Here is a 24,559-nt window from a genome sequence, read left to right on the forward strand (position 1 = left end):
GGCTACCAGGTTATCTCGGTGGCGCTGCGGCGGGTCTCGTTGACGTCGATCCGCGCGACCCGGCCGTCGGCGAAATGGACGACACGGTGGGCGATATCGCCGATCGCCACGTTGTGGGTGATGACGGCGGTGGTGGTGCCCAGCTCCGTGTTCACGTGGACGAGCGCTTCCAGAACCCGCACGCCGGTCTTGGAATCGAGCGCGCCGGTCGGCTCGTCGCAGAACAGCACCTCCGGCCGCTTGGCGATCGCCCGGGCGATGGCGACGCGCTGCTGCTCGCCGCCCGACAACTGGGCGGGGAAATGGTCGAGGCGGTCGCCCAGCCCCACCATCTCCAGCGCCTCCTCCGGCCGCATCGGGTCGACGGCGATCTCGGTGACGAGCGAGACGTTCTCGCGCGCGGTCAGGCTCGGCACCAGGTTGTAGAACTGGAACACGAAGCCGACGTTCTCGCGCCGGTACAGGGTCAGCTCGCGCTCCTTGAACGCGGTCAGCTCGGTGCCGCGGAACAGGACGCTGCCCGCCGTGGCGTGATCCAGCCCACCGAGGATGTTGAGCAATGTCGACTTGCCGCTGCCCGACGGGCCGAGCAGGACCAGGAACTCGCCCTCGCGGATATCGAGGTCGACGCCGCGCAGGGCGTGTACCGCGACCTCGCCGGTATGGTAGACCTTGGTCAGATCCTTGACGACGAATACCGGGACGCTGGACTCTGCTTCGTTCACGACGTTTCCTTGCCCGGCGAAAAACCGCGAGGCCCCGGCCCCATCACGCCGGGGATCGAGACAGGAGCCCGCCATGACCGGCATCGACGGGACGGGACACCATACCGCGATTTGTGTCCAGATGGAGGGCGAGTCGCGGCCCTTGGTCCTGGTGGCGACCCAGATGCCGGCATTTTTCCGGTCGATTGCCACGCCTCAACCCGAGGGGTACAAGTCGCCGAAATCCACCCGCAGTCGGACGCCATGACTTCGCGCATTCTCCTGACCGGCGGCAACGGCTTCATCGGCCGCCATGCCCTCGACTCACTCGCCGGCAGCGGCGCGGAGGTGCACGCCACCGTGCGCGGCGAGCCGAGGACCCAGGTTCCCGGCGTCACCTGGCACCGGCTCGACCTGCTCGACCACGCCGCCCGCGCCCGTCTCGTCGAGACGGTGCAACCCGACACGATCGTGCACTTCGCCTGGAACGTCGAGCACGGGACGTTCTGGACCACGCCGGAGAACCTCGACTGGGTCGGCGCCAGCCTCGACCTCGCGCGCCGCGCCGCCGAGACCGGCCTGAAGCGCTTCGTGGGCCTGGGCACCTGCTTCGAATACGCGCCGCAGATGACCGACGACTGCGACGAGCGGACGACGCCGATCGATCCGTTCATGGTCTACGGCACGGCGAAGGACGCGACCCGGCGCGTGCTGGAAGCCTTCGCCCGGCAGACGTCGCTGTCCTGGGCCTGGGGGCGGTTCTTCCTGCTCTACGGGCCCGACGAGACGCCGACGCGGCTGGTGCCGCAGGTCGCCCAGCGGATCATCAAGGGCGAGCCGGCGCCGATCGGCACGCTGGAGCGGCCGCGCGACTTCATGGATTCGCGCGATGCCGGGGCGGCCACCGCGGCGCTGGCGCTGTCGGCGGTCGAGGGGCCGGTGAACATCGCCTCGGGCCACGCCAGCTCGGTGCGCGACGTCGCCGAGACCATCGCCCGGATCGCCGGACGGCCCGAGCTCGTCAAGGTCGGCGCGTTCCCGGACCGCGACGAGCCGGAGCGGATCGTCGCCAATGTCGACCGGCTGACCGGAGAGGTCGGCTTCAAGGCGATCCGGCCGCTGGAACAGGGGCTTGGCGAAGCGCTCGACTGGTGGCGGGCGTCGCTCGCCGACACGTGACCGGACCGTCCGACACGATGCGCCTGGCCGTCGTCCTGCCCCGCAACATGCACTACGCGCCGGACCGGGCGACGTCGATCGACCTGTGCGCGCGCGACTTCGTACTGCATTCGCGCTTTCGCGACGGCATCACCGTGATCGGCGGCAAGGTGAAATGGCCGTTCACCGACGTGCCCTATATCGGCGTCGAGGACATCGACAAGGCGTTCGGGCCGTTCTCGTTCGCGCCCGTGCGCGCGGCGATCGAGCGGGCCAATCCCGACGTCATCCTGGTGCACCAGTATCCGCCGGCCGCGGCCCGCATCCAGGCGGGCCTGCCGCGCATTCCCGTCGTGCTGCAGCGGCACAACATGCAGCCCAGGCGCTGGGTCGGCCACCGGCTGTGGCGCGACCGGTTCTACCGCAACCTCGCCGGCGTCATCTTCGTCTCGGAGGCCGCGCGGGCGAGCTATACCGGACGGGCGTCGTCGGCCGTCGTCTACAACGGCATCGACACGCGCACCTTCGTGCCGGCGGGCGAGAAGGAACCAATCGTCCTGTTCGCCGGGCGCGCGGTGCCGGAAAAGGGCGTCGAGCCATTCGCCGAAGCCGCGACGATGGCGCTGCAGGACCGGCCCGGCTGGCGCGCGGTCCTGGCACTGGGCGGCGGCAAGGCGGCGGAGGCGACGGTGGCGCGGGTGCGGCACCATCTCGGGCCGCTTGGGGCGCGCGCGGAGATCCTCGCCGACCTGCCGCATCCCGATGTCATGGACCTGTTCGCGCGCGCCGCCATCGCCGTGGTGCCGAGCGTCTGGGCCGAGCCGTTCGGGCGCACGGCGCTGGAGGCGATGACGAGCGGGGCAGCGGTGATCACCTCGGGGCGCGGCGGCCTGTCGGAGGTGGTCGGCGACACCGCCATCGTCACGGGATCGGTGGAGCCGGCGGATTTCGCCGCGGCCATCGCCCGGCTGATCGACGACGACGCGGAGCGGCAGCGCCTGCAGGCGGCCGGGCGCGATCGGGCGGTGCATTTCTTCGATATCCGCACCGTCACCGCCAGCTTCGACGACCTGCTTGCGGGTGTCGGCGGCCTCGATCCGGACGCGCACGTTCCCGCCGCGATGCGTGTGCCCGCGGGCGAGGGCCCGCTATGGTGAGGGCCATGACCTATGACGACTTCCGCGCCTCGCTGAGCCTCGACGCTCCGCCGTCCGATCTGCCAGAAACCGTTGCCGCGCTGTGGCATCTGGACAAGGACGACTGGCACGCCGCGCACGAAATCGTGCAGGCGATCGAGAGCCGGGACGCTGCCTGGGTGCACGCCCATCTGCACCGGGTCGAGGGCGACCTTTGGAACGCCGACTACTGGTATCGCCGCGCCGGCAGGGCGCGCCCCGAGGTGTCGCTGGAAGACGAACGCGCGGCGATGATCGCCGAACTGCTGGGCGCCTAGGACCGGCCGAGCAATCCGTCGTAGATCTCGGCATCGCCGACCCTGCCGATCACCGCGCCGTCCTCGACGACGAGAACCGGCAGGCCGGTGACGAGGCGGGCCCGCATCAGGTCGCGCACCGGCGTCTCCGGCGCGCAGGTGCAGACCATGCCCGGCGCCGGCTCTGCCTCGCCGAGGGCGGCCAGGCCGGCATCGCCGCCATCGCGGCGGACCGATCCGTCGGCCGCGAGCGCGAGACCGGCGGCGGCGTCGAGCACGCGGGCGCCGTCACGCGCCTCGCAGTCGGCGATCCGGGTCATCAGCTCGACGGCGCGCAGCACCGACAGCGGGTTCATGTGGGCGACGAAATCGGCGACGTAGTCGTTGGCCGGATCGAGCACGATGTCGTGCGGCGTGCCGAACTGGACGACGCGGCCACCCTCCATGATCGCGATCTTGTTGCCGATCTTTAGCGCCTCGTCGAGATCGTGGCTGACGAATACGATGGTGCGCTTCAGGCGCTGCTGCAACTCCAGCAGCTCGTCCTGCAGGCGCGCGCGGATCAGCGGATCGAGCGCGGAGAACGGCTCGTCCATCAGAAGGATCGGCGCGTCGGTGGCGAACGCGCGGGCGAGGCCGACGCGCTGCTGCATGCCGCCGGACAGCTCGTGCACCTGCTTGCCGCCCCAGGACGACAGGCCGACCAGCTCGAGCTGGGCGGCGACGCGGGCCTTGCGCTCGGCCGCCGGCATGCCGGCGAGCTCGAGGCCGAAGCCGACATTGTCCTCGACCGTGCGCCAGGGCAAGAGGCCGAACTGCTGGAACACCATGGCGACGCGATGCCGGCGCAGGTGCCTGAGTTCGTCGGGCGAGCAGGTGTTCGGATTGACGAAGCGGTCGCCGTCGCGCACCAGCACCTCGCCGCGGATGATCCGGTTGAGGCCGTTGACCGCGCGCAGCAGCGTCGACTTGCCGGAGCCGGACAGGCCCATCAGCACGACGATCTCGCCCTCGCCGACGTCGAGCGTGCAGCCGCAGGCGCCGAGGATCTGGCCCGTCTCGCTCTGGATCTCCTCGCGGCTGCGGCCGGCGTCGATCAGCGGCAGCGCCGTCTCCGGCGCCTTGCCGAAGACGATGTCGACGTCGGTGAAGCGAACTGCGGGTTCCCTCTTCGGTCCCGGCATCGCTCAGCCCCGTCCGCCGGTCGATTCGGTGCGGAAGAAGCGGTCGAGCACGATCGCCACCAGGACGATGGCGACGCCGACCTCGAAGCCGCGGGCGATGTTGACCTGGTTCAGCGCCCGCAGCGTCGGCACGCCGAGCCCGTCGGCGCCGACCAGGGCGGCGATCACCACCATCGACAGTGACAGCATGATGGTCTGGGTCAGCCCGGCCATGATGTTGGGCAGGGCATAGGGCAGCTCGACCTTCCACAGGAGCTGGCGCTTCGTCGCGCCGAAGGCCTCGCCGGCCTCGATCAGCGCCTGCGGCGTCGAGGAAATGCCGAGCTGGGTCAGCCGGATCGGCGCCGGCACCGCGAAGATCACCGTCGCGATCAGGCCGGGCACCATGCCGAGGCCGAACAGGATCAGCGCCGGGATCAGATAGACGAAGGTCGGGATCGTCTGCATCAGGTCGAGGACCGGCCGCAGCCCCTCGTAGAGCCAGGGCCGGTGCGCGGCGGCGACGCCGACGGGAACGCCGACGGCCATGCACACGACGGTCGCCGAGATCACCAGCGCCAGCGTCTCGGTCGTCTCCTCCCAGTAGCCCTGGTTGATCACCAGGAGCATCGCCAGCAGCACGAAGATCGGAAAGGACAGGCTGCGCCGCACCACCCAGGCGAGGGCGACGGTGAAGGCGACGATGACGAGCGGATGCGGCGTCTGCAGGATCCAGAGGATGCCGTCGATCATGTGCTCGAGCACGAGCGCGATGAAATCGAACAGCCAGGCCGCGTTGACCGTCAGCCAGTCGACGAAGGCCTTGGCCCACTGGCCGATGGGAATCTTGTGCTCGACGAGCCATTCCATGCATCGCCCCCCTTCCCGGGTTCGTGTCCCCGGTTCGTGCCGGGTTCGTCTCCGGCTTTGGTCCGGCACGGCGCCGCGCGTCCGTGAACGCAGGGCGCCGTGCCGGATACTAGCGCGATATCCCCCCGGCCGAAGCCTTATCGCGCTTTCGCGTCCGGCGGCTTATCGTTCGGGGCCGCCCGATTTCCGATGTCCGCCCGTCACTTGCCCAGGTGCGCCTTGACGGCTTCCTTGGCGTTGCCGCCCTCGTAGGTGGTCACGCCGTCGACCCAGGCTTCCCACATGGCCGGATTGGCCTTCAGCCAGTCCCTGGCCGCGACGTCGGCTTCCTTGCCGTCGTCGAGGATGGCGCCCATGATCTCGTTTTCCATCGCCAGCGTGAACGTCTGGTTCTGCAGGAGCGCGCCGACGTTCGGGCATTCCTCGACGAAGCCGGCGGCCACGTTTGTGTAGACGGTGGCGCCGCCGAGATCCGGGCCGAAATAGTCGTCGCCGCCCGGCAGGTAGACGAGATCGAAATTGGCGTTCATCGGATGCGGCTCCCAGGCGAGGAAGACGATGTCCTCCTTGCGGGAGACGGCGCGGGCGACCTGCGCGAGCATGCCCTGCTCGGAGGATTCGACGATCTCGAAGCCCTTCAGGTTGAAGGCGTCGCCGTCGATCATGTCGAGGATCAGGCGATTGCCGTCATTGCCCGGCTCGATGCCGTAGATCTTGTTGCCCAGGTCGTCGCGGAAGTCGGCGATATTCTCGAAGGTCGCGAGGCCCTTGTCGAAGGTGTATTGCGGCACGGCCAGCGTGTACTTGGCGCCTTCCAGATTGACGCCGAGGCTGACCACCGTGCCGTCGTCGAGATAGGGCCGGATGTCGGCCTCCATGGTCGGCATCCAGTTGCCGAGGAAGACGTCGACGTCCTTGTTCTTCAGCGAGGCGTAGGTGACGGGCACCGACAGGACCTTGATGTCGGTCTCGTAGCCGAGCGCCTCGAGCACCACCGAGGTGGCCGCGGTGGTCGCGGTGATGTCGGTCCAGCCGACGTCGGAGAAGGTCACGACCTTGCAGGACTCCGGGTCCTTGGCGACGGCGCCCGTGGCGACGACCGCCGCGACGGCGACGCCCCCCAGCACACTGGCCAGCTGGCTTCGAAGACAGACTTTCATGGCGTTTCAAACCTCCCTTTGGTGACAATCGTGATCGCGCGCGACGGCAGCCGGCACCCCCTTCGCCCGCTGCGGCGACCGTGGCGATCGCGGCGATGGAAATACTTTACCAGAGGTTCGGCAGATTATATTAATTGACTAGTCAGTCAACAACCGGGCCGCTGCCCGGAACGAGGTCGCCCGCGATGCCGAAGCTTGGAATGGAGCCGATCCGCCGCCGGGCGCTGATCAGCGCGGCCATCGAGACGATCCACGATCGCGGCTTCTGCGACGTCACGGTCGGGCAGATCGCGCGGCGCGCCGGCGTGTCGTCGGCGCTGGCGCACCACTATTTCGGCTCCAAGGAACACCTGCTGGTCGCCACCATGCGCCACCTGCTGAACGAGCTCGGCGCGGCGATCGGCGAGCGCCTGCGGGACGCGAAGGGCCCGCGCGAGCGCGTCTCGGCTGTGATCGCCGGCAATTTCGCGCCAGACCAGTTCCAGCCGGCCACGATCTCGGCCTGGCTGGCGTTCTACGTCCAGGCGCAGACCGTGGCGGACGCGCATCGGCTGCACCGCATCTACGCGCGCCGGCTGAAGAGCAACCTGGTGCACGGCCTGGCGCTGCTGATCCCGCGCGACCAGGCCATCGACGCGGCGGAAGGGGCGGCCGCGCTGATCGACGGATTGTGGATCCGCTACGCGCTTTCCGAGAACCGGCCGGACCCGGAAGCCGCCATCCGGGTCGTCGAGGACTTCGTGGAATCGCGCATCAGGCAGGTCCGGCAATGAGCGAGGGGCTGACGGCGGATTACGTCATCATCGGTGCCGGCTCGGCCGGCTGCGCGCTGGCCTATCGCCTGAGCGAGGACGGCCGCCATTCGGTGATCGTGCTGGAGAAGGGCGGCAGCGATATCGGCCCGCTGATCCAGATGCCGCTCGCCTTCTCGATCCCGATGAACATGGCCCGCTACGACTGGGGCTACCAGACCGAGCCGGAGCCGCATCTGGGCGGCCGCACGCTGGCGGTGCCGCGCGGCAAGGTGATCGGCGGGTCGTCGTCGATCAACGGCATGGTCTATGTGCGCGGCCACGCCCGCGACTTCGACACCTGGGAAGAGCTGGGCGCGGCCGGCTGGGGCTTCCGGCACGTGCTGCCCTACTTCAAGCGGATGGAGACGAGCCACGGCGGCGAGGCCGGCTGGCGCGGCACCAAGGGGCCGCTGCACGTCACCCGCGGCACGCTGAAGAACCCGCTCTACAGGGCCTTCATCGACGCGGGGCACGAGGCCGGCTATCCGCTGACGGAGGACTACAACGGCTGCCGGCAGGAAGGCTTCGGCGCCATGGAGATGACGGTGTGGCAAGGGCGGCGCTGGTCCGCCGCCAACGCCTATCTCAGGCCGGCGCTGAAGCGCGGCAACGTGCGGCTGATGACCGGCGTCGACGCCGAACGGATCGTCTTCGAGGGGAAGCGCGCCGGCGGCGTCGTCATCCGCCAGGGCGGCACGACACGGACCGTGACGGCGCGGCGCGAGGTGATCGTCGCCGCCTCCTCGATCAACTCGCCGAAGCTCCTGATGCTGTCGGGCATCGGCAGGGCCGACGACCTGCAGGCGCATGGCATCGACGTCGTCGCCGACCGGCCCGGCGTCGGCGCCAACCTGCAGGACCATCTGGAGGTCTACGTGCAGTACGGCTCGCGCCAGCCGATCACGCTGAACAGCCATCTCAACTGGCTCTCGAAGGCGTGGATCGGGGCGAGCTGGCTGTTGCTGCGCCGTGGCCTCGGCGTCTCGAACCAGTTCGAATCCTGCGCCTTCATCCGCTCGGCGGCGGGCGTCGCGTATCCGGACATCCAGTACCATTTCCTGCCCGCCGCGGTGCGCTACGACGGCAAGGCGGCGGTCGACCGGCACGGCTTCCAGGTCCATGTCGGACCGATGCGCTCACGCTCGCGCGGCGCCGTCGCGTTGCGGTCCGGCGACCCCGCGCAGGCCCCGCGCGTGCGGTTCAACTACATGTCGGCGCCCGAGGACTGGGACGAGTTCCGCGCCTGCATCCGCCTGACCCGCGAGATCATGGAACAGCCGGCGATGGCGCCGTTCATCGACGGCGAGATCGCGCCGGGCACCGATGTGCGCGACGACGCCGCCATCGACGACTTCATCCGCGCGCACGTGGAAAGCGCCTATCACCCCTGCGGCACCTGCCGCATGGGCGCGGCGGACGACGAGACGGCCGTGGTCGATCCGCAATGCCGGGTGATCGGCGTCGAGGGCCTGCGCGTCGTCGACTCCTCGATCTTCCCGCAGATCACCAACGGCAATCTCAACGCGCCCTCGATCATGGTCGGCGAGAAGGCCGCCGACCTGATCCTCGGCCGCGACCCGCTGCCGGCGGCGAACCAGGAGCCGTGGATCAATCCGGACTGGCGGACGAGCCAGCGGTAGGCGGGCGATGTCCCGCGTCCGCTCCGAGGGCCGGTCCGCTCACGCCAGCGCGGGATAGCCCACGTCTATCGCCGCCCGTTCCATCTCGACGATCGCGTCATAGGCGCCGTCGTCCAGCACCTCGACGCCGGCGATCAGCAGGGCGCGCCGCGTCGCCGCCGTGGCCGGATCGGCGAGGACGTCGCGCAAGGCCGCGCGGATCGCCTCGACCTCGTCGTCGGTGCGGTCCGCCGCCGTGACGAACGGCAAGGCCGGCGCGGGCGGGCTCCAGGCGACAACCTTGAGCCGCGCGGCGATATCGACGCGGTAGTGCTCGGCGAGCGACCAGCAGACGCAGTCGATCGCCGCGCAATCGGCCTGGCCATCGGCAACGGCGATCATGGAGGAGAGATGGGCGCCGGTCCGCACCGTGCCGGCGAAGAAACGGCTCTCCCGCGCCAGCGTCGCGACCGCCGCGCGGAAGGCGGAATAGCCGGACTGGGAGTCGGGCGCGTTGTAGGCGGCGACGCGGCCGCGCAGATCGACCAGGCCGCGGGCGGGATCGTCGGCGCGCACGACGATGGCGCTGCGGTAGAGGGGGCCTTCGCAGCCATCGGCGATATAGGCCGGCGTCGCGACCAGCCGCACCGTGCCGCGCAAGGCGGTGGCGTAGGGATAGCCGCAGGTCTGGGAGAGCACCAGATCGGGATCGCGCCACTGCGCCTCGCGCGGGCGGGCGTGCTCGAGCCTGTCCGGCGCGGCGATGCCGCGGTCGCGCAAGGCGCGCGCCAGCGCCGCCCACAGGGCGTCGGTCGCCAGACGCAGGTCCGGCCAGTCATACATCGGCAGGGACGCGATCACGCCCGTCAGGCTAACGCCGCATGAAGGGATGGGCCACCGGTTCCTTTCCCTTCAGCAGATGCCGGCGGGCGAGATCGAGATAACCGTCGAAGCCGTAGCCGCCGTTCTCCGCGCGATACCGCGCGCGCTCGGCGCGATAGAGGCGCGGCAGCTCGTACCAGGGCACGCGCGGGCGCTGGTGGTGGACGTAGTGCAGGTTGTTGTTGAGGAACAGAAATGAAAGGAGCGGATTGGCCTCGATGATCGCGGTGCGCTGCGGCACGTCCGGATGGGCGCGGTGCTCGGCATAGGTGCGCAGCATCAGGAGCGACAGGCCCGGCCAGGAAGCGAGCAGCAGATAGGCCCACGGGCTCATGCCGCCGATCACGATCCAGGCCACCACCGGGACGCAGCCGGCGACGTGCATCAGCCACGCCACGAGGACCCTGCGGTCGCCGCGACGGACGGCGCGCAGGTCGTGGCGGATCAAGCCGACGACCGACAACGGCGGGCCAACGATGAGCCGACCCAGAAGCGACGAATTGAGGCGCAAAAGTCGTCTCGTCGCCGGCGCCAGGGCGGCATGGTCCCTCTCCGCCAGATACCAGGATTCCGGGTCGTCGTAGGGGTCGGTCAGCCGGGCATCGTGATGGTGCTTCAGGTGGGTGTCGCGGAAGCGGCGATAGGGAATCAGCAGGCAAAGCGGCGGGAAAACCAGCGCCTCGTTGATCCAGAGCCGGCGGGTGGGATGGCCGTGCAGCGCCTCGTGCCGCAGCGAGGACTGCAGCGCCACGCAACCGGCGGCAAGCGGTACGACCAGCAGTATCGGCAGAGTGTCATGGAACCAGACGACGGCCGCCCACACCACGTAACATCCGAGCAACGCCAGAAAGGTGGGCCATTCGACCGATTTTCGCCGTCTGCGGCGCGCATCTGCGGCAATCGCGACGGAAACCGCCAGTTCTTCGCGTGAAATGTTCCCCATTGCTGGCAGGCTGAATGATTTGCCGGGGTCGGAGCAACGCGAGAATAGTTACATTCCGTTGTCTTTGATGCATAAATATCTGAATTGTTGTGAATTGTCAGCAATACGGTGACCGAAATGGACAAGCGTGACCTCGGCGCGGTGTTCCGCGAACGGTTGAGCGAGGTGATGCGCCGCTACGGCGGCGGGCAGTCGCGCTTCGCCCAGTCGATCGGCCTCGACCGGTCGGCGCTGTCGCAGCTCCTGTCGGGCAAGACCGTGCGCCTGCCGCGCGCGGAAACGCTGGTGGCCATCGCCGAGGCACACGGGGTCAGCCTCGACTGGCTGATGGGGGTGAGCCAGAACGAACGGCTCGCCGCCGAGATCGCCCCGACGCTCGCCATTGAGCTCGGGGCCTCGGGACCGGACGATTCCCGCCTGCAGCAGTGGCGGCGCGAGGCTTCGGGCTACAAGATCCGCTACGTGCCGGCGACCCTGCCCGACCTGCTGCGCACCGAAGACGTGATCCGCTACGAGCTCGGGCGCGCGGCGGACGCGCGCGTCGAGGCCTCGATCGCCGATGCCGATCGCTACCTCGCCTATACGCGCCGCCCGGAGACCGACATGGAAGTGTGCATGCCGGTGCAGCGGCTGACGGGCTTTGCCCGCGGCGAGGGGATCTGGTCGGGGCTGGACCGCGACACCCGCCGCGCGCAGCTCTCCCACATGGCCCATCTTCTCGAGGAGCTCTATCCGACCTTCCGCCTGTTCCTCTACGACGGAAAACGGCTGTTCTCGGCGCCGTTGACGATCTTCGGGCCGCTGCGCGCGGCGTTCTATGTCGGCGACATGTACCTGGTGCTCAACACCACCGAGCATATCCGCGTGCTGATCGACCGGTTCGATGACCTGATCCGCAACGCCGTCATCAATCCGCACGAGGCGGCGGCCCGTGTCCGGCTGATGCTGGACGAGGGGTGAGCGGCACCGCCCGCCCCTCACAGCCTGTGGCGCTGCAGCCAGGCGTGATGGATGGCGCCGGCGGTCATCAGGTCGAGATGGGCGCCGCCACCGTTCTTGTAGACGGTGATCTCGTCGGCCGCGCCGCGGGCGGCCGAGCCGGCGTCGGCGGCTGGGACGAGATCGAACAGATCGCCCTCCACGTCGGATTCCCGAATGGCGCCGGCGGCCAGCGGTATCATCAGCTCGCCGATCTCGTGCAGCGTCGTTTCACGGGCGTCGACGAACAGGCGGCCACGGGCGAAGACATCGTCGTCGGCCTCGCGCATGTCCGGCGTATAGGCGCCGACGAGATCGACGTGGGCGCCGGGCCTCAACAGCGCCCCCCTGATGATCGGCACGCGCGCCATTGTCGCCACCGAGATCACGTCGCCCGCGGCAACGGCGGTATCGATGTCGTCGGCGATCTCGACCGTGCGGCCCGTGTCGACGAGGCGTCCGGCGAGGCCCTCGGCGCGGGCGCGGGTGCGGTTGCCGAGAACGATGCGCCTGATCGATGGACGCACCGAGAGATGGGCGCGCACCAGCGGCTCGGACATCGCGCCGGCGCCGATCATGGCCAGGCAGTCCACATCCGGCCGGGCCAGCAGATCGGCGCCGAGCGCAGAGTCCCCCGCCGTTTTCCATGCCGTGATCGCCGCGCCGTCGATCACGGCGGAGACGGCACCGCGCTCGCCGTCGAACAGCAGGAACTGGCCCTGCACCGCCGGCAGCGGCGGTTGTCGGCCCGGGTTCTCCGGAAATACGGTGACGGCCTTGAGACCGACCGCGCCACCCGGCACCCAGGAGGCCCGTACCAGCAACGCACGATCGGCATCCTTCATCAGCAGATCGTCGATCGCCGGTCGATCGCCGCGATGGCCCGCGCGAAGCGCGTCGATCGCCAGCGTCCAGTCCATCAGTTCGTGCACGGTATCGGAGTCTATGACGATCATGCCGCGGCCACCTTCCTGTCGTTCAATGTCGTTTCAGGCGGCGGCAGGATAGGCGCCCGGATCGCGCCGGGACAAGAGAGACCGGCCGTGGCGTGGACCGATGACGGCATTCGCGCGTCATACGAAATTGTTAAGGTCCAGTCGGGCATAGCGGGGCGACGACTATTCGGGGAGAATCGTAATGACGACACGCCGCCGGCTTCTTTTCGGCATCCTTTACGCGACCACATTCGGCCTGTTTCCAGGTTCGCTCCTGGCCCAGGAAACCGCCGACAAGATTTTCCTCGGCGGCCCGATCCTGACGATGAACGACGCCCAGGCGCGCGCAGAGGCCGTCGCCGTGAAGGACGGCCGCATCCTCGCGGTCGGCGCGGAGGCCGACGTCCTGAGCCACAAGGGTGCGGACACCGAGACGGTCGATCTCGGCGGAAAGACGATGCTGCCCGGCTTCGTGGACGCCCATGGCCACGTCTTCGCCATCGGCATCCAGGCGCTGTCGGCGAACCTGCTGGCCCCGCCGGACGGCAAGGTGACGGATATCCCCAGCCTGCAAGCGACCTTGAATGACTGGGCCGAGGCCAATCCGGAGCGGGTGAAGGCGATCGGCGCGATCGTCGGTTTCGGCTACGACGACAGCCAGCTCGCCGAGCAACGCCATCCGACGCGCGAAGACCTCGACGCGGTGTCGACTGACGTGCCGGTCTACATCATCCATCAGTCTGGACACATCGGCGTGGCCAACTCGAAAGCGCTCGAGGCCGTCGGCTTCAACGCGGATACCAAAGAGATGCCCGGCGGCGTCATCCGGCGCGAGGCGGACGGCGAGCCCGACGGCGTGCTCGAGGAAACGCCGCACTTCTTCGCCCTGACCAAGCTGCTCGGCAACGTCGACGCCAAGGGCTCCGCCCATATCTTCAAGGAAGGCACGAAGCTGATCACCAGCTACGGCTATACGACGGCGCAGGAAGGCCGGTCGATGCCCGGCCAGGTCAAGCTCATGGAGGCCGTCGCCGACCGCGGTGAGCTGGACATCGATGTCGTGTCCTATCCGGACGTTCTCGTCGCCAGGGACCTGATCGCGGAGAAAGCGAGCCGCGAGTACAAGAACAGGTTCCGCGTCGCCGGCGCGAAACTGACGATCGACGGGTCGCCGCAGGGCTTCACCGCCTGGCGCGACCGCCCGTATTACGACCCGCCCGCGCACTACCGCGCCGACTATGCCGGGTATGCGGCGGTCAAGCCGGACGAGACCTTCGACGCCATCGACTGGGCCTTCAAGAACGACATCCAGATCCTCACCCATTCCAACGGCGAAGCGGCGACCGATCAGTTGCTCGCGGCAATCAAGACCGCCGAAGAGAAATACGGTCCGGCCGACCGGCGCCCGGTGCTGATCCACGGCCAGTTCCTGCGCGAGGACCAGATCGATACCGTGAAGGATCTCGACATCTTCCCGTCGCTGTTCCCGATGCACACGTTCTACTGGGGCGACTGGCACCGTGACCGCACGGTCGGCCCGGAGCTGGCCGACAACATCTCGCCGACCGGCTCGGTCCGCAGACGCGGCATGATCTTCTCCAGCCATCACGACGCCCCCGTCGCCTTTCCGGATTCCATGCGCATCCTCGATGCGACGGTGACGCGGCGGTCCCGGTCCGGCGACATCATCGGCCCAGACCAGCGCGTCGACGTGGTCACGGCGTTGAAGGCGATGACGATCTGGCCGGCCTATCAGCACTTCGAGGAAGGCCGGAAGGGCTCCATTGAGGTGGGCAAGCTCGCCGACTTCGTCGTCCTGTCGGACGATCCGACCGCCATCGATCCGGAAACGCTGGATACGCTGACGGTCCAGGAGACGATCAAGGAAGGCCGGACGGTGTACACCAGGCCGCAATAGGCGCGGCCGCCACAACAACACCCGATCGGGGGCTGCGGCGCGGACGACCGTTCGAGCCGACAGCCCCTGCGGGCAATGGACGCATCGCCGTCACCGAGTCATAGTGCGCCGGCCGGGGGCGGCCGGTTTTTTTGGGAGGCACGCATGTCGTTTTTCCAGGTAACGGTCGTTTCACTTCTGACGGCCCTGGTGACGGGGCTAGGTCCCGCAAACGCCCAGGCCCAGCAGACCGAACGGCGGATCGTCGCCGTCGAGGACGCCGACTACTACGGCCACGACTACGCGACCCTGAAGAACGTCACGCTGGAGGCCTGCGAGGCGGCGTGCATCCGCGATACGGCCTGCCAGGCCTTCACCTACAACACGTCCGCCCAGTGGTGCTTCCTGAAGAGCGGCGTCGGCGCACTCAATACCTTCGCCGGCGCGGTCGCCGGCAAGGTGGTCCAGGTCGCGGTCCAGACCGAGGCCATGCCCGCGCCCGATCTTTCGTTCGTACAGGACTGGCTGATCGAGGACGCCGGCCGCTTCGCGACGCGGCTTGCCGCGCGCAAGCCGCAGAACGCCAGTTTCGACATGCTCGTGTCGCGCGGTCAGAGCGCGCTCGCCCAGGGCGACGCGGGCACGGCCGCGCGGGCCTTTCGCGGCGCGGCGGCGCTGAACAGCGACGGCGGCGAAGCCTGGCTCGGCCTTGCCCAGGCGGTGCTGGCGATCGAGCCCGCGGACGACTCCGAGCGCTACCGGCTGCGCGACGAAGCGGTCTCGGCGGCGATCGAGGCGGTGAGGACGTCGAAGGCGACGGCAACGCGCGCCGCCGCCTATGCCGCGCTCGCCGACGCCCTCGAACGGCGCGACCTGCATCGCCCCGCCCTGCAGTCCTACAAGGCAAGCCTGGCGTTGGTCGCCTCGCCCGATGTCCAGGCCGCCTTTGACGCGCTGCATGAGCAGTACGGCTTCCGCGTCGTCGACTACACAGTCGACTCCGACGCGGCCGCGCCTCGGATCTGCGTCCAGTTCTCCGAGGAACTGGAAGCCGGGCGGTTCGACTTCACGCCCTATGTGACGCTCGACGGACAGACCCCGCCGGCGGTCACCGCGTCGGGCGAACAGCTCTGCGTCGATGGCGTCGCGCATGGCGAGCGCTATCAGGTCACCGTACGCGCCGGCATCCCCTCCGTCGTCGACGAGACGCTGGAGAAGGCCTCGACCTTCGACATCTACGTGCGCGACCGCAGCCCCTCGGTGCGCTTCTCGGGCAACGATTTCGTGCTGCCGCGCGTCGGCTCCAAGGGTGTTCCCGCCGTCACCGTCAACACCTCCGAGATCGAGATCGCGCTCTATCGCATCGGCGAGCGCGGCCTGGCTGGCGCCGTCGGCGACGGGCCGTTCCTGCGCCAGCTCGACCAGTGGGACGCCGAACGACTCGCCGAGGATACCGGCGTGAAGATCTGGTCCGGCACCATGGCGGTGAAGAGCGCGCTCAACGACGAGGTGACCACGATCTTCCCCGTCGACGACGCGCTGCCCGAACGCCGGCCCGGCGTCTACGTGATGACGGCGAAGACCACGGACGGCAAGCAGGAGTACTGGGAGCCGCTCGCCACGCAGTGGTTCATCGTCTCCGACATCGGCGTCACGACTCTGCTCGGCAACGACGGATTGCACGTCTTCGCCCGCTCGCTGGAAACGGCGGAGCCGCTCGAAGGCGTCGCCGTGCAGCTGATCGCGCGCAACAACGAACTGCTCGGCGAGGCCGTCACCGACGCGCGCGGCATGGCGGACTTCGGCGCTGGCATGACGCGCGGCACCGGCGGCCTGGCGCCGGGCGTGCTGACCGCGGCGGTGGCGGACACGGACTTCACCTTCGTCGACCTGACGCGTTCCGGCTTCGACCTGTCCGACCGCGGCGTCGCCGGCCGGCCGGCGCCGGGTCCGCTCGACGTGTTCCTGTACACCGAGCGCGGCGTCTATCGCCCGGGTGAGACCGTCTATCTCACCGCGCTCGTTCGCGACGACACCGCCGATGCCGTCTCCGGCCCGCCGCTGACGCTCGTCGTCAAACGCCCTGACGGGGTGGAGGACCGGCGCATCGTCAGCCGCGAGGACTCGCTCGGCGGCCACGTCTTCAACCTGCCGATGATCGGCGCGGCGATGCGCGGCAGCTGGACGGCGGCCGCCTACTCCGATCCGAAGGGCAAGCCGGTCGCCGAGATCGACTTCCTGGTCGAGGACTTCGTGCCCGACCGCATCGAGTTCGACCTGACGACGGCGGCGACGGCGCTGCCGGCCGAACAGCCGATCGACGCCAGCGTCGACGGCCGCTTCCTCTATGGCACTCCGGCCGCCGACCTCAGGCTGGAAGGCGATATCACCGTGTCGCCGACGTCGACGCTGCCGGCCTGGCCGAACTATCGCTTCGGCCTCGACGACGAGGAGGTGACGCCGGTCCGCGAAACCTTGACCGGGCTACCGCGTACCGACGCCGACGGCAAGGCGACCTTCCCGGTCGCCGCCCCCGCGCTGCCGGAGACGACGCGGCCGCTGGAAGCCAAGATTGCCGTGCGCATGCGCGAGGCTGGTGGGCGCGCGGTCGAGCGCGACCTGACGCTGCCGATCACCCAGACCGGCCCGATGGTCGGCGTGCGGCCGCTGTTCTCCGACGACAGCGTGCCGGAGCGGTCGACCGCCAGCTTCGACGTGATCGTGGTCGGCGCCGACGGTGGCCGTGTCGCCGAGACCGGCCTGCGCTGGGAACTGACGCGCATCGAGCGCAGCTTCCAATGGTATCGCGGCGACGGACGCTGGAGCTACGATCCCGTCACCTATTCGACGCGGATCGCCTCGGGTACCGTCGACGCGACGACCGACGGGGCCGCGCGCCTCGCCGCCGATGTCGACTGGGGCCGCTACCGGCTCGAGGTCGCCTCGGCCAGCGCCGCCGGACCGGTGACGTCGATCGAGTTCACCGCCGGCTGGTACGTGGAAACAAGCGAGGCCGACAGCCCCGACACGCTGGAACTCAGCCTCGACAAGCCGTCCTACGCGGTCGGCGACACCGCGACGGTGACCATCGCGTCGCGCTTCGCCGGCAAGGCGATCGTCAACGTGATCGGCGAGACGCTTCTGGAAACGCGCGAAATCGACGTCACAGACTCCGGCACGACCGTCCAGCTCACCGTCGGCGAGGACTGGACGCCCGGCGCCTATGTGACCGCCACCGTGATCCGGCCGATGAACCAGGACGGCACCCACATGCCGGCTCGCGCCATCGGGTTGTCATGGCTCGAGGTCGACACCGTCGAGCGGACGCTCGACGTTGCGCTCGACCTGCCCGAGGTCGCCCGGCCGCGCGAAACCCTGACGGTTCCCGCATCCATCGCGGGCCTCGAGGCCGGCGAACAGGCCTATTTGACGGTTGCCGCCGTCGATGTCGGCATCCTCAACCTCACGAGCTACGAGCCGCCGGCGCCGGAGGACTGGTACTACGGCCAGCGCGCGCTCTCGACCGAGATCCGCGATATCTATGGATCCCTCATCGACGGGCTCAACGGCGAAACCGGCCGGATCCGCTCCGGCGGCGGCGAAGCCGGCAAGGGCCTCGAAGGCTCTCCGCCGACACAGGAGCCGGTGTCGCTGTTCTCCGGCATCGTCACCGCGGATGCCGACGGCAAGGCGACCGTGTCCTTCGACATCCCCGAGTTCAACGGAACGCTGCGGGTGATGGCGGTTGCCTGGTCGAAGGACGAGGTGGGCCACGGCGTCAAGGACGTCATCGTCCGCGACCCGGTGGTGATGGTTTCGAGCCTGCCGCGCTTCCTGGCGCCCGGGGACGATTCGCGCCTGCGCCTTGACATCGACAACGCCGACGGGCCGGGCGGGTCGTGGCGTCTCGAGGTCGCGTCGGCCGGCGTCGTGACCGCGGGAACACCCGAACCGGCGACCATGTTCAATCTGGCCGAGAAGGCGCGCACCGCTGTGACGGTGCCGCTCGCCGCCTCGCGGATCGGGCAGGACCGGCTGACCGTCTCGCTTGTTCACGAGAGCGGACTGACAATCTCGCAGAACCTCAACATCGGGGTTCGCGGCGGCGAACCGCCGGTCGTGGAGCGGCGTGTCGTGTCGCTCGAGCCGGGCAAGTCGCTGACGCTCGACGGCGCGCTCGTCGCCGACCGAGTGGCTGGCAGCGGGTTCGTCAACCTCTCGATCACGCAGGCCGGCGCGCTCGACGTGCCGTCGATCCTGGCGGCGCTGGACCGTTATCCCTATGGCTGCGCGGAACAGATCACGAGCCGCGGCATGCCGCTGCTCTACCTCTCCTCGGTCGCCGGCGAACTCGGCCTGAGCACCGAGCCGGAACTGCGCGAGCGGGTAGAAAAGGCGATCGCAGGGGTGCTCGCCAAGCAGTCGGGCTCCGGCAGCTTCGGCCTGTGGGGTCCCGGCCAGGGCGACCTGTGGCTGGACGCCTATGTCACCGAGTTCCTGACGCGGGCACGGGAAGCGGGCTACTCGGTTCCCGATCTCGCCTTCACCCAGGCGCTCGACAGCCTGTCGAACACGCTCGCCTATACCGACAACATCGAGGACCAGGGGTCGTCGATCGCCTACGCGCTCTACGTGCTGGCGCGCAACAAGCGGGCGGCGATCTCGGACCTGCGCTACTATGTCGACACGCAGCTCGACCGGTTCTCCTCGCCGCTCGCCCAGGCGCAGCTCGGCGCAGCGCTTGCCTTCTACGGCGAGAACGGCCGCGCGCGGAACGCCTTCGACGCGGCACTCGGCGTCCTGGAGGCGAACGCGGATTCCGACGGCTACCGCACCGACTACGGGTCGCGTCTGCGCGACGGCGCGGCGACGCTGACGCTGATCGCGGAGAGCGGCATCGATCCCGAACCGATGCCCGCGTTGATCCGCATCGTCGATGCCGAGCGGGCCGGCCGCCGCTACACCTCGACGCAGGAAGACGGCTGGATGCTGATGGCCGCGCATGCGCTGCTCGCCGAAACCGCCTCCCTTGAGCTCGAGGAAGACGGCGTCGCCGTCGACGGCAACCTGATGCGCCGCTACTCGGGCGAGCGCCTCGACGGCCAGCCCGTCACCGTCACCAACAGGGGCGACCGGGCCATCGACGCGGTGATCACCGTGTCCGGCGTTCCGCTCGCTCCGCGCGGCGCCGAAGCGAACGGCTTCACCATCTCGCGGACCTACTACGACCTCGACGGCAACGCGGTGCCGGTCGGATCGGTCGCCCAGAACACGCGTCTCGTCGTCGTCCTCGACGTCACCGAGCAGAACGCGTGGCCAAGCAGGGTGCTGGTCGTCGACATGCTGCCGGCGGGCTTCGAGATCGACAATCCGAACCTCGTCAACAGCGCCGATCTGTCGGCCTTCTCATGGCTGCCGGAGGACGTCAATCCGGCGCATGTGGAGTTCCGCGACGACCGGTTCGTCGCCGCCTTCGCCGAGGATTCGCGGTCCGAGCGCGGCTACAAGCTGGCCTATGTGGTGCGGGCCGTATCGCCCGGCGCGTTCGTTCATCCTCCGGCCTATGTCGAGGACATGTATCGGCCGTATCTGAACGCGCGCGGCGAGGGCGGACGGATCGAGGTGCTCGGAGCGCGGCCGTAGGCGGGGCCGGATCGCTGCACCGGATAGTGCCGGGTGCGTCGCGTGGCCGGGCCTGACCCGGCCCCCATGGGGTCGGACGACTGGCAGCCACGTCTGCGGACGACATGCGGATGAAGGATCGGCAGAACCAGGAGATATCGGCGCCGCAAAGGACACGGCGCCGCGATATCGTCAGATCGGTTGCCGGCGCGGTCTTCGCGGTCGCGCTGGTTGGTGCCATCGTGGGCGTCGGCGGATTCCTCACCTCCCGCGACGGCGCTGCCGTCATCGAGCGCGCCCGCGCGATCGACGTGTCGCGCGAACTGACCGACCGCGACGGCACGCTGCTCAATCCCTTCGCCATCGAGGACGGCCGCTGGCGCCTGAAGGCGGATCTCGCCTCCGTCGATCCGCGTTTCGTTCAGATGCTGGTCGCCTACGAGGACAAGCGCTTTCGCGACCATGCCGGCGTCGACCCGCTGGCGCTCGGCCGCGCCGCCTGGCAGCTCGCGACCAACGGACGGATCGTCTCCGGCGGCTCGACGCTGACGATGCAGGTCGCCCGGCTGCTCAGTCCGCGCGGAGAGCGCAGCCTCGGCGCCAAGCTCAGGCAGATGCGCGACGCGATCCGTCTCGACCTCGCCTTCAGCAAGGACGAACTGCTCAGGCTCTATCTCACGCTCGCGCCCTACGGCGGCAATCTCGAAGGCGTGCGCGCGGCCTCCCTGGCGTATTTCGGACACGAGCCGCGCAAGTTCAGCCTCGCCGAGGCCGCGCTGCTTGTGGCGCTGCCGCAGTCACCGGAAGCGCGCCGCCCGGATCGCGATCCGCAGGCCGCGCGGGCGGCCCGCGACCGCGTGCTCGACCGGCTGGTGACGGCCGGCGCGATCCAGGCCGACGAGCTTCAGCCCGCGCTTGTCGTTCGCATTCCTGCCGCGCGGCAGGACATGCCGAACCTCGCCCCGCATCTCGCCAGGCTGGTCTCGACCCAGACACCGGACGCGCCGGGCTGGCAGGTCAGTCTCGATGCGCGCCTGCAGGCCGACCTCGAAGCGCTGGCCCAGGACAGCGCGACGGCTCTCGGGCCGGTCCAGTCGGTGGCGATCCTGGTGGCCGATCACGGGACCGGCGAGGTGCTGGCCGAGGTCGGGTCGGCCGATTTCTTCGATGAACGCCGCGCCGGACAGGTCGACATGGTGCGCGCGATCCGCTCGCCCGGCTCGACGCTGAAGCCGCTCATCTACGGCCTCGCCTTCGAGGCGGGTCTAGCCCATCCCGAGACGCTGATCGACGACCGACCGACGAACTTCGGCGGCTACCGGCCGCGCAATTTCGATTTCGGCTATCAGGGCACGGTCAGCGTGCGCGAGGCGCTCGAGATGTCGCTCAACGTGCCGGCGGTCCGTCTCCTCGAAGCGGTCGGGCCGACGCGGCTGGTGGCGCGGCTGAAGCGCGCCGGCGCCGACCCGGTGCTGCCGCGCGGCGACAAGCCCGGCCTGCCGATCGGGCTCGGCGGCGTGGGACTGAGCCTCGACCAGCTCGTCACGCTATTCGCGGGCCTCGCCGAGGGCGGCGCCCCGGTCTCCCTGCATCGCACGCTCGAATCGCCGGCACGCGCATCCGGCGAGTTCCTCGATGCGCGGGCGGCCTGGCAGGTCGGCGACATCCTCGAAGGCACGCCGCCGCCGGCCGGCCACGCCTCGGGCGGCTTCGCCTACAAGACGGGAACCTCCTACGGCTATCGCGACGCCTGGTCGGTCGGCTACGACGGGCGGCACGTGATCGGCGTCTGGGTCGGCCGGCCGAACGGCGCGCCGATTGCCGGCCTGTCGGGGCGCATCACCGCCGCGCCGATCCTGTTCGACGCCTTCGAGCGGCTCGGCCCGAAGCGCGTGCCGCTTCCCTCCCCGCCGAAGGGGACGCTCATCTCGCGCGCGGCGGACCTGCCGCCGGCGCTGAGACGCTTCGCACCCGGCGAGACATTGACGGGCGGAGCGACGCGCGAGCCGCCGCCATCGATCGTATTCCCGCCGAATGGTGCCCGGGTCGCGCTGGAGGAGGATGGCGAAGGCCACCTCCGCCCGCTTGTGGTCAAGCTCGATGGCGGACGGCCGCCGTTCCAGTGGTTCGCCAACGGCGCTCCGATCGACGGCGCGGACCGGCGGCGCAACGCGACCTGGCAGCCGGACGGGCGCGGATTCTCGACGGTTTCGGTGATCGACGCGGACGGCCGCTCGGCCAGCGTGACGGTGTTCGTCGAGTGACGGCGGCAACTGCCGGTACGGATCGTTAAGGTTTACGCGAAACTCAGTCCCGGTCTTAACCAACCTTTGAAGGCGGCCGTGGTCGAATGCATCCAACGAATTGGGACGTCAACAGGCCACTTCCATGTCCGCGAATGCAGGCTCCGCCGCGCGCGTCAACGAGACGCCCGTCAGCGAAATCCCGGTCCCGCTGGTTCTCGACCTCGACCGCAGCCTGATCCGCTGCGACATGCTGCACGAGACGGCGCTGGCTTTCCTGCGGCGCAACCCGCTGGGCGTGTTCAAGCTGATGCGCTGGCTGATGCAGGGCCGTGCCGCGCTCAAGCGCAAGCTCGCGGAAGCCGTCACCGTCGATGTCGATTCCCTGCCGGTGAACCATGAGCTGGCCGACTATGCCGCCGCCGAGAAGGCCAAGGGGCGAACGGTCGTGCTCGCCACCGCCTCCGACCGGTTCGTCGCCACCCGGATCGCCAAGCGCTTCGCCTTCATCGACCGCGTCGTCGCCTCGGACGGCGTGACCAACCTGAAGGGCGCGGCCAAGGCCGAGACGCTCTGCAAGCTGTTCCCCGACGGCTTCGCCTATGCGGGCGACTCCGCGGCCGACCTCGCGGTGTGGAAGAGGGCGGCTTCGGTCGTCGTCGTCGAGGCGAGCCCCGCGGTCGCGCGCAAGGCGGCGCGCCTCGGGCCCGTCGAAGCCTCTTTCCCGCGTCCGAGTGTCACCCGCGCGATGGTGAAATCGGCGCGGCTGCACCAATGGGCCAAGAACGCGCTGGTGTTCGCACCGCTTGTGCTCGGCGGCCAGTTCGCCAATCCCGCCGCCTGGGCCAATGCCGCGCTCGCCTTCGTGGCGATCGGCGTGCTCGCCTCCACCACCTATCTTTTAAACGACCTGTTCGACCTGCCCGACGACCGCAAGCACTGGTCGAAACGCAAACGTCCACTGGCGAGCGGGCGGCTGCCGGTCGTCACCGCGGTCGCGGCGCTGCCGGTCGGCTTCGCCGTGGCATTCGCGCTGGCCGCATTGGTCGGCATGAAGGCCGTCGGCGTGCTCGCGGTCTATCTCGTCGTCACCGTCGCCTATTCGATGCAGCTGAAGCGTCAGCCGATCGTCGACGCGTTCACCTTGGCCGTCCTGTTCACGCTGCGGCTCGGCCTCGGCGTCGTCGCCGCGAGTGTCGTGGTTTCGCCCTGGCTGATGGTCTTCTCGATGTTCCTGTTCGCCTCGCTGTCGTTCGCCAAGCGGCACACGGAAGCGGAGCGGATGGCCACCCTCGGGGAATTGCGCATCGCCGGCCGCGGTTATCTGTCCAGCGACGGGCCGCTGATCCTGTCGATGGGTGTCTCCAGCGGTCTCGGCGCGGTCATGATCATGGTGCTCTACCTGATCAACGACGCCTTCCCCGGCGGGCTCTACGCCAATCCGGTGTGGCTGTGGGCATTCCCGCCGATCCTGTTCCTGTGGATCGGGCGCATCTGGCTCCTGTGCCAGCGCGGCGAGCTCAACGACGATCCGGTCGCCTTCGCGGTGCGCGACCGTACCTCGATCCTGCTGGGCCTCGGCATCGTCGCCGCCTTCCTGGCCGGCTGGTACGGGATCGGCGCATGATCCGTTTCATCGCCGGCTCGCAGGTCTTCCGCTTCCTGCTGCTGGGCGGGCTGGCGGCGGCGATCAACTGGCTGGTGCGATTCCCGCTGTCGCTGGTCCTGCCGTTCTCCTGGGCGATCCTCGTCGCCTACGCGATCGGCATGACGGCGGGCTTCACGCTCTATCGGGCCTACGTGTTCCCCGGCTCCGACCGGGCGATCGGGCCGCAGGTCGCGATCTTTCTCGCCGTCAACCTCATGGGCGCGGTGATCGTATGGAGCGTGGCGATGGCGCTGGTCGAACGGCTGTTCCCGGCGATCGGCTACACGTTCATGCCGCTCGCCACCGGCCACGGCATCGCCATCGGCGTCGGCGCGGCGGCCAACTTCGTGGGCCACAAGTTCCTGACCTTCCGGATCAGCCACGCCGCCAGGGCGCCGTCGGCCTGACGAACTCCGTCTTTCTGGTCACACCTTTCTTGGCGCCATCCTTCGAGACGCGGCTTCGCCGCTCCTCAGGATGAGGACAGGTGGGTGTGGTCGCGGCGGCGACC

19 protein-coding genes are annotated in these 24,559 nt (G+C 69.2%); 12 read left to right on the forward strand and 7 right to left on the reverse strand.

The features are described 5' to 3' along the window. Positions 1-2: 2 nt before the first annotated feature. Complete coding sequence (locus MUB46_RS09370) at positions 3-725, reverse strand: ABC transporter ATP-binding protein (RefSeq protein ID WP_261615638.1); 723 nt, start codon at positions 723-725, stop codon at positions 3-5. Between the two features lie 73 nt (positions 726-798). Between MUB46_RS09370 and MUB46_RS09375 the strand changes: the two genes are divergently transcribed. Genes MUB46_RS09375 through MUB46_RS09390 form a run of 4 tightly spaced genes read left to right on the forward strand, consistent with a single transcriptional unit; the run spans position 799 to position 3,315 of the window. Next, entirely contained in the window at positions 799-972 is a 174-nt protein-coding gene (locus MUB46_RS09375; protein WP_261615639.1) for a hypothetical protein, read from the forward strand. After that, positions 969-1,883, forward strand: a complete 915-nt coding sequence (locus MUB46_RS09380) for an NAD-dependent epimerase/dehydratase family protein (protein ID WP_261615640.1) — start codon at positions 969-971, stop codon at positions 1,881-1,883. The genes MUB46_RS09375 and MUB46_RS09380 overlap by 4 nt, the downstream gene beginning before the upstream one ends. Then, positions 1,880-3,019: a glycosyltransferase family 4 protein gene (locus MUB46_RS09385; RefSeq protein ID WP_261615641.1), complete on the forward strand. Its 1,140-nt coding sequence runs from the start codon at positions 1,880-1,882 to the stop codon at positions 3,017-3,019. The genes MUB46_RS09380 and MUB46_RS09385 overlap by 4 nt, the downstream gene beginning before the upstream one ends. Before the next feature lie 5 nt (positions 3,020-3,024). Then, positions 3,025-3,315, forward strand: a complete 291-nt coding sequence (locus tag MUB46_RS09390) for a hypothetical protein (protein ID WP_261615642.1) — start codon at positions 3,025-3,027, stop codon at positions 3,313-3,315. On the opposite strand, the gene choV is transcribed toward MUB46_RS09390, so the two are convergent. From choV to MUB46_RS09405, 3 genes are all read right to left on the reverse strand, one after another. Then, positions 3,312-4,478, reverse strand: a complete 1,167-nt coding sequence (gene choV / locus MUB46_RS09395; protein ID WP_261615643.1) for a choline ABC transporter ATP-binding protein — start codon at positions 4,476-4,478, stop codon at positions 3,312-3,314. The two genes, MUB46_RS09390 and choV, sit on opposite strands and share 4 nt — an antisense overlap. A gap of 3 nt (positions 4,479-4,481) precedes the next feature. Further along, positions 4,482-5,327, reverse strand: coding sequence for a choline ABC transporter permease subunit (choW, locus tag MUB46_RS09400; protein WP_261615644.1), 846 nt, complete (start codon positions 5,325-5,327; stop codon positions 4,482-4,484). Positions 5,328-5,527: 200 nt separating this feature from the next. Then, a complete protein-coding gene (locus MUB46_RS09405) occupies positions 5,528-6,487 on the reverse strand; it encodes a choline ABC transporter substrate-binding protein (RefSeq protein ID WP_261615645.1) in 960 nt (319 codons plus the stop codon). A 185-nt stretch (positions 6,488-6,672) separates the two neighbouring features. On the opposite strand from MUB46_RS09405, the gene betI reads away from it, so the two are divergent. Both betI and betA read left to right on the forward strand, forming a co-directional pair. After that, the gene (gene betI, locus MUB46_RS09410) at positions 6,673-7,260 is read left to right on the forward strand and encodes a transcriptional regulator BetI (protein ID WP_261615646.1); all 588 of its coding nucleotides are present in this window, start codon (positions 6,673-6,675) and stop codon (positions 7,258-7,260) included. An 8-nt stretch (positions 7,261-7,268) separates the two neighbouring features. After that, complete coding sequence (gene betA, locus MUB46_RS09415; RefSeq protein ID WP_261616045.1) at positions 7,269-8,921, forward strand: choline dehydrogenase; 1,653 nt, start codon at positions 7,269-7,271, stop codon at positions 8,919-8,921. Positions 8,922-8,960: 39 nt separating this feature from the next. Here betA and MUB46_RS09420 read toward each other — a convergent pair whose 3' ends face one another. Both MUB46_RS09420 and MUB46_RS09425 read right to left on the reverse strand, forming a co-directional pair. Next, positions 8,961-9,761, reverse strand: a complete 801-nt coding sequence (locus MUB46_RS09420) for a phosphate/phosphite/phosphonate ABC transporter substrate-binding protein (protein WP_261615647.1) — start codon at positions 9,759-9,761, stop codon at positions 8,961-8,963. A 10-nt stretch (positions 9,762-9,771) separates the two neighbouring features. After that, positions 9,772-10,605, reverse strand: a complete 834-nt coding sequence (locus MUB46_RS09425; RefSeq protein WP_261615648.1) for a fatty acid desaturase — start codon at positions 10,603-10,605, stop codon at positions 9,772-9,774. A 237-nt stretch (positions 10,606-10,842) separates the two neighbouring features. On the opposite strand from MUB46_RS09425, the gene MUB46_RS09430 reads away from it, so the two are divergent. Further along, positions 10,843-11,685: a helix-turn-helix domain-containing protein gene (locus tag MUB46_RS09430; RefSeq protein WP_261615649.1), complete on the forward strand. Its 843-nt coding sequence runs from the start codon at positions 10,843-10,845 to the stop codon at positions 11,683-11,685. 17 nt (positions 11,686-11,702) lie between these two features. Here MUB46_RS09430 and MUB46_RS09435 read toward each other — a convergent pair whose 3' ends face one another. Continuing rightward, positions 11,703-12,659 carry an ornithine cyclodeaminase family protein gene (locus MUB46_RS09435; protein WP_261615650.1) on the reverse strand — a complete coding sequence of 319 codons (957 nt, stop codon included), beginning with the start codon at positions 12,657-12,659 and terminating at the stop codon, positions 11,703-11,705. A gap of 181 nt (positions 12,660-12,840) precedes the next feature. On the opposite strand from MUB46_RS09435, the gene MUB46_RS09440 reads away from it, so the two are divergent. From MUB46_RS09440 to MUB46_RS09460, 5 genes are all read left to right on the forward strand, one after another. After that, positions 12,841-14,556, forward strand: a complete 1,716-nt coding sequence (locus MUB46_RS09440) for an amidohydrolase (RefSeq protein WP_261615651.1) — start codon at positions 12,841-12,843, stop codon at positions 14,554-14,556. Positions 14,557-14,700: 144 nt separating this feature from the next. Beyond that, positions 14,701-20,178 (forward strand): alpha-2-macroglobulin family protein, encoded by a 5,478-nt coding sequence (locus MUB46_RS09445; RefSeq protein ID WP_261615652.1) that lies wholly within the window; start codon positions 14,701-14,703, stop codon positions 20,176-20,178. Positions 20,179-20,288: 110 nt separating this feature from the next. Further along, on the forward strand, positions 20,289-22,421 hold the full coding sequence (gene pbpC / locus MUB46_RS09450) for a penicillin-binding protein 1C (protein WP_261615653.1): 2,133 nt from the start codon (positions 20,289-20,291) through the stop codon (positions 22,419-22,421). Positions 22,422-22,545: 124 nt separating this feature from the next. Continuing rightward, on the forward strand, positions 22,546-24,027 hold the full coding sequence (locus tag MUB46_RS09455; RefSeq protein ID WP_261615654.1) for a UbiA family prenyltransferase: 1,482 nt from the start codon (positions 22,546-22,548) through the stop codon (positions 24,025-24,027). Next, positions 24,024-24,455, forward strand: a complete 432-nt coding sequence (locus MUB46_RS09460; RefSeq protein ID WP_261615655.1) for a GtrA family protein — start codon at positions 24,024-24,026, stop codon at positions 24,453-24,455. The genes MUB46_RS09455 and MUB46_RS09460 overlap by 4 nt, the downstream gene beginning before the upstream one ends. The last annotated feature ends 104 nt before the right edge of the window (positions 24,456-24,559 follow it).

The sequence above is a fragment of the Microbaculum marinisediminis genome, from assembly GCF_025397915.1.
In the GTDB taxonomy this organism is placed as follows: domain Bacteria; phylum Pseudomonadota; class Alphaproteobacteria; order Rhizobiales; family Tepidamorphaceae; genus Microbaculum; species Microbaculum marinisediminis.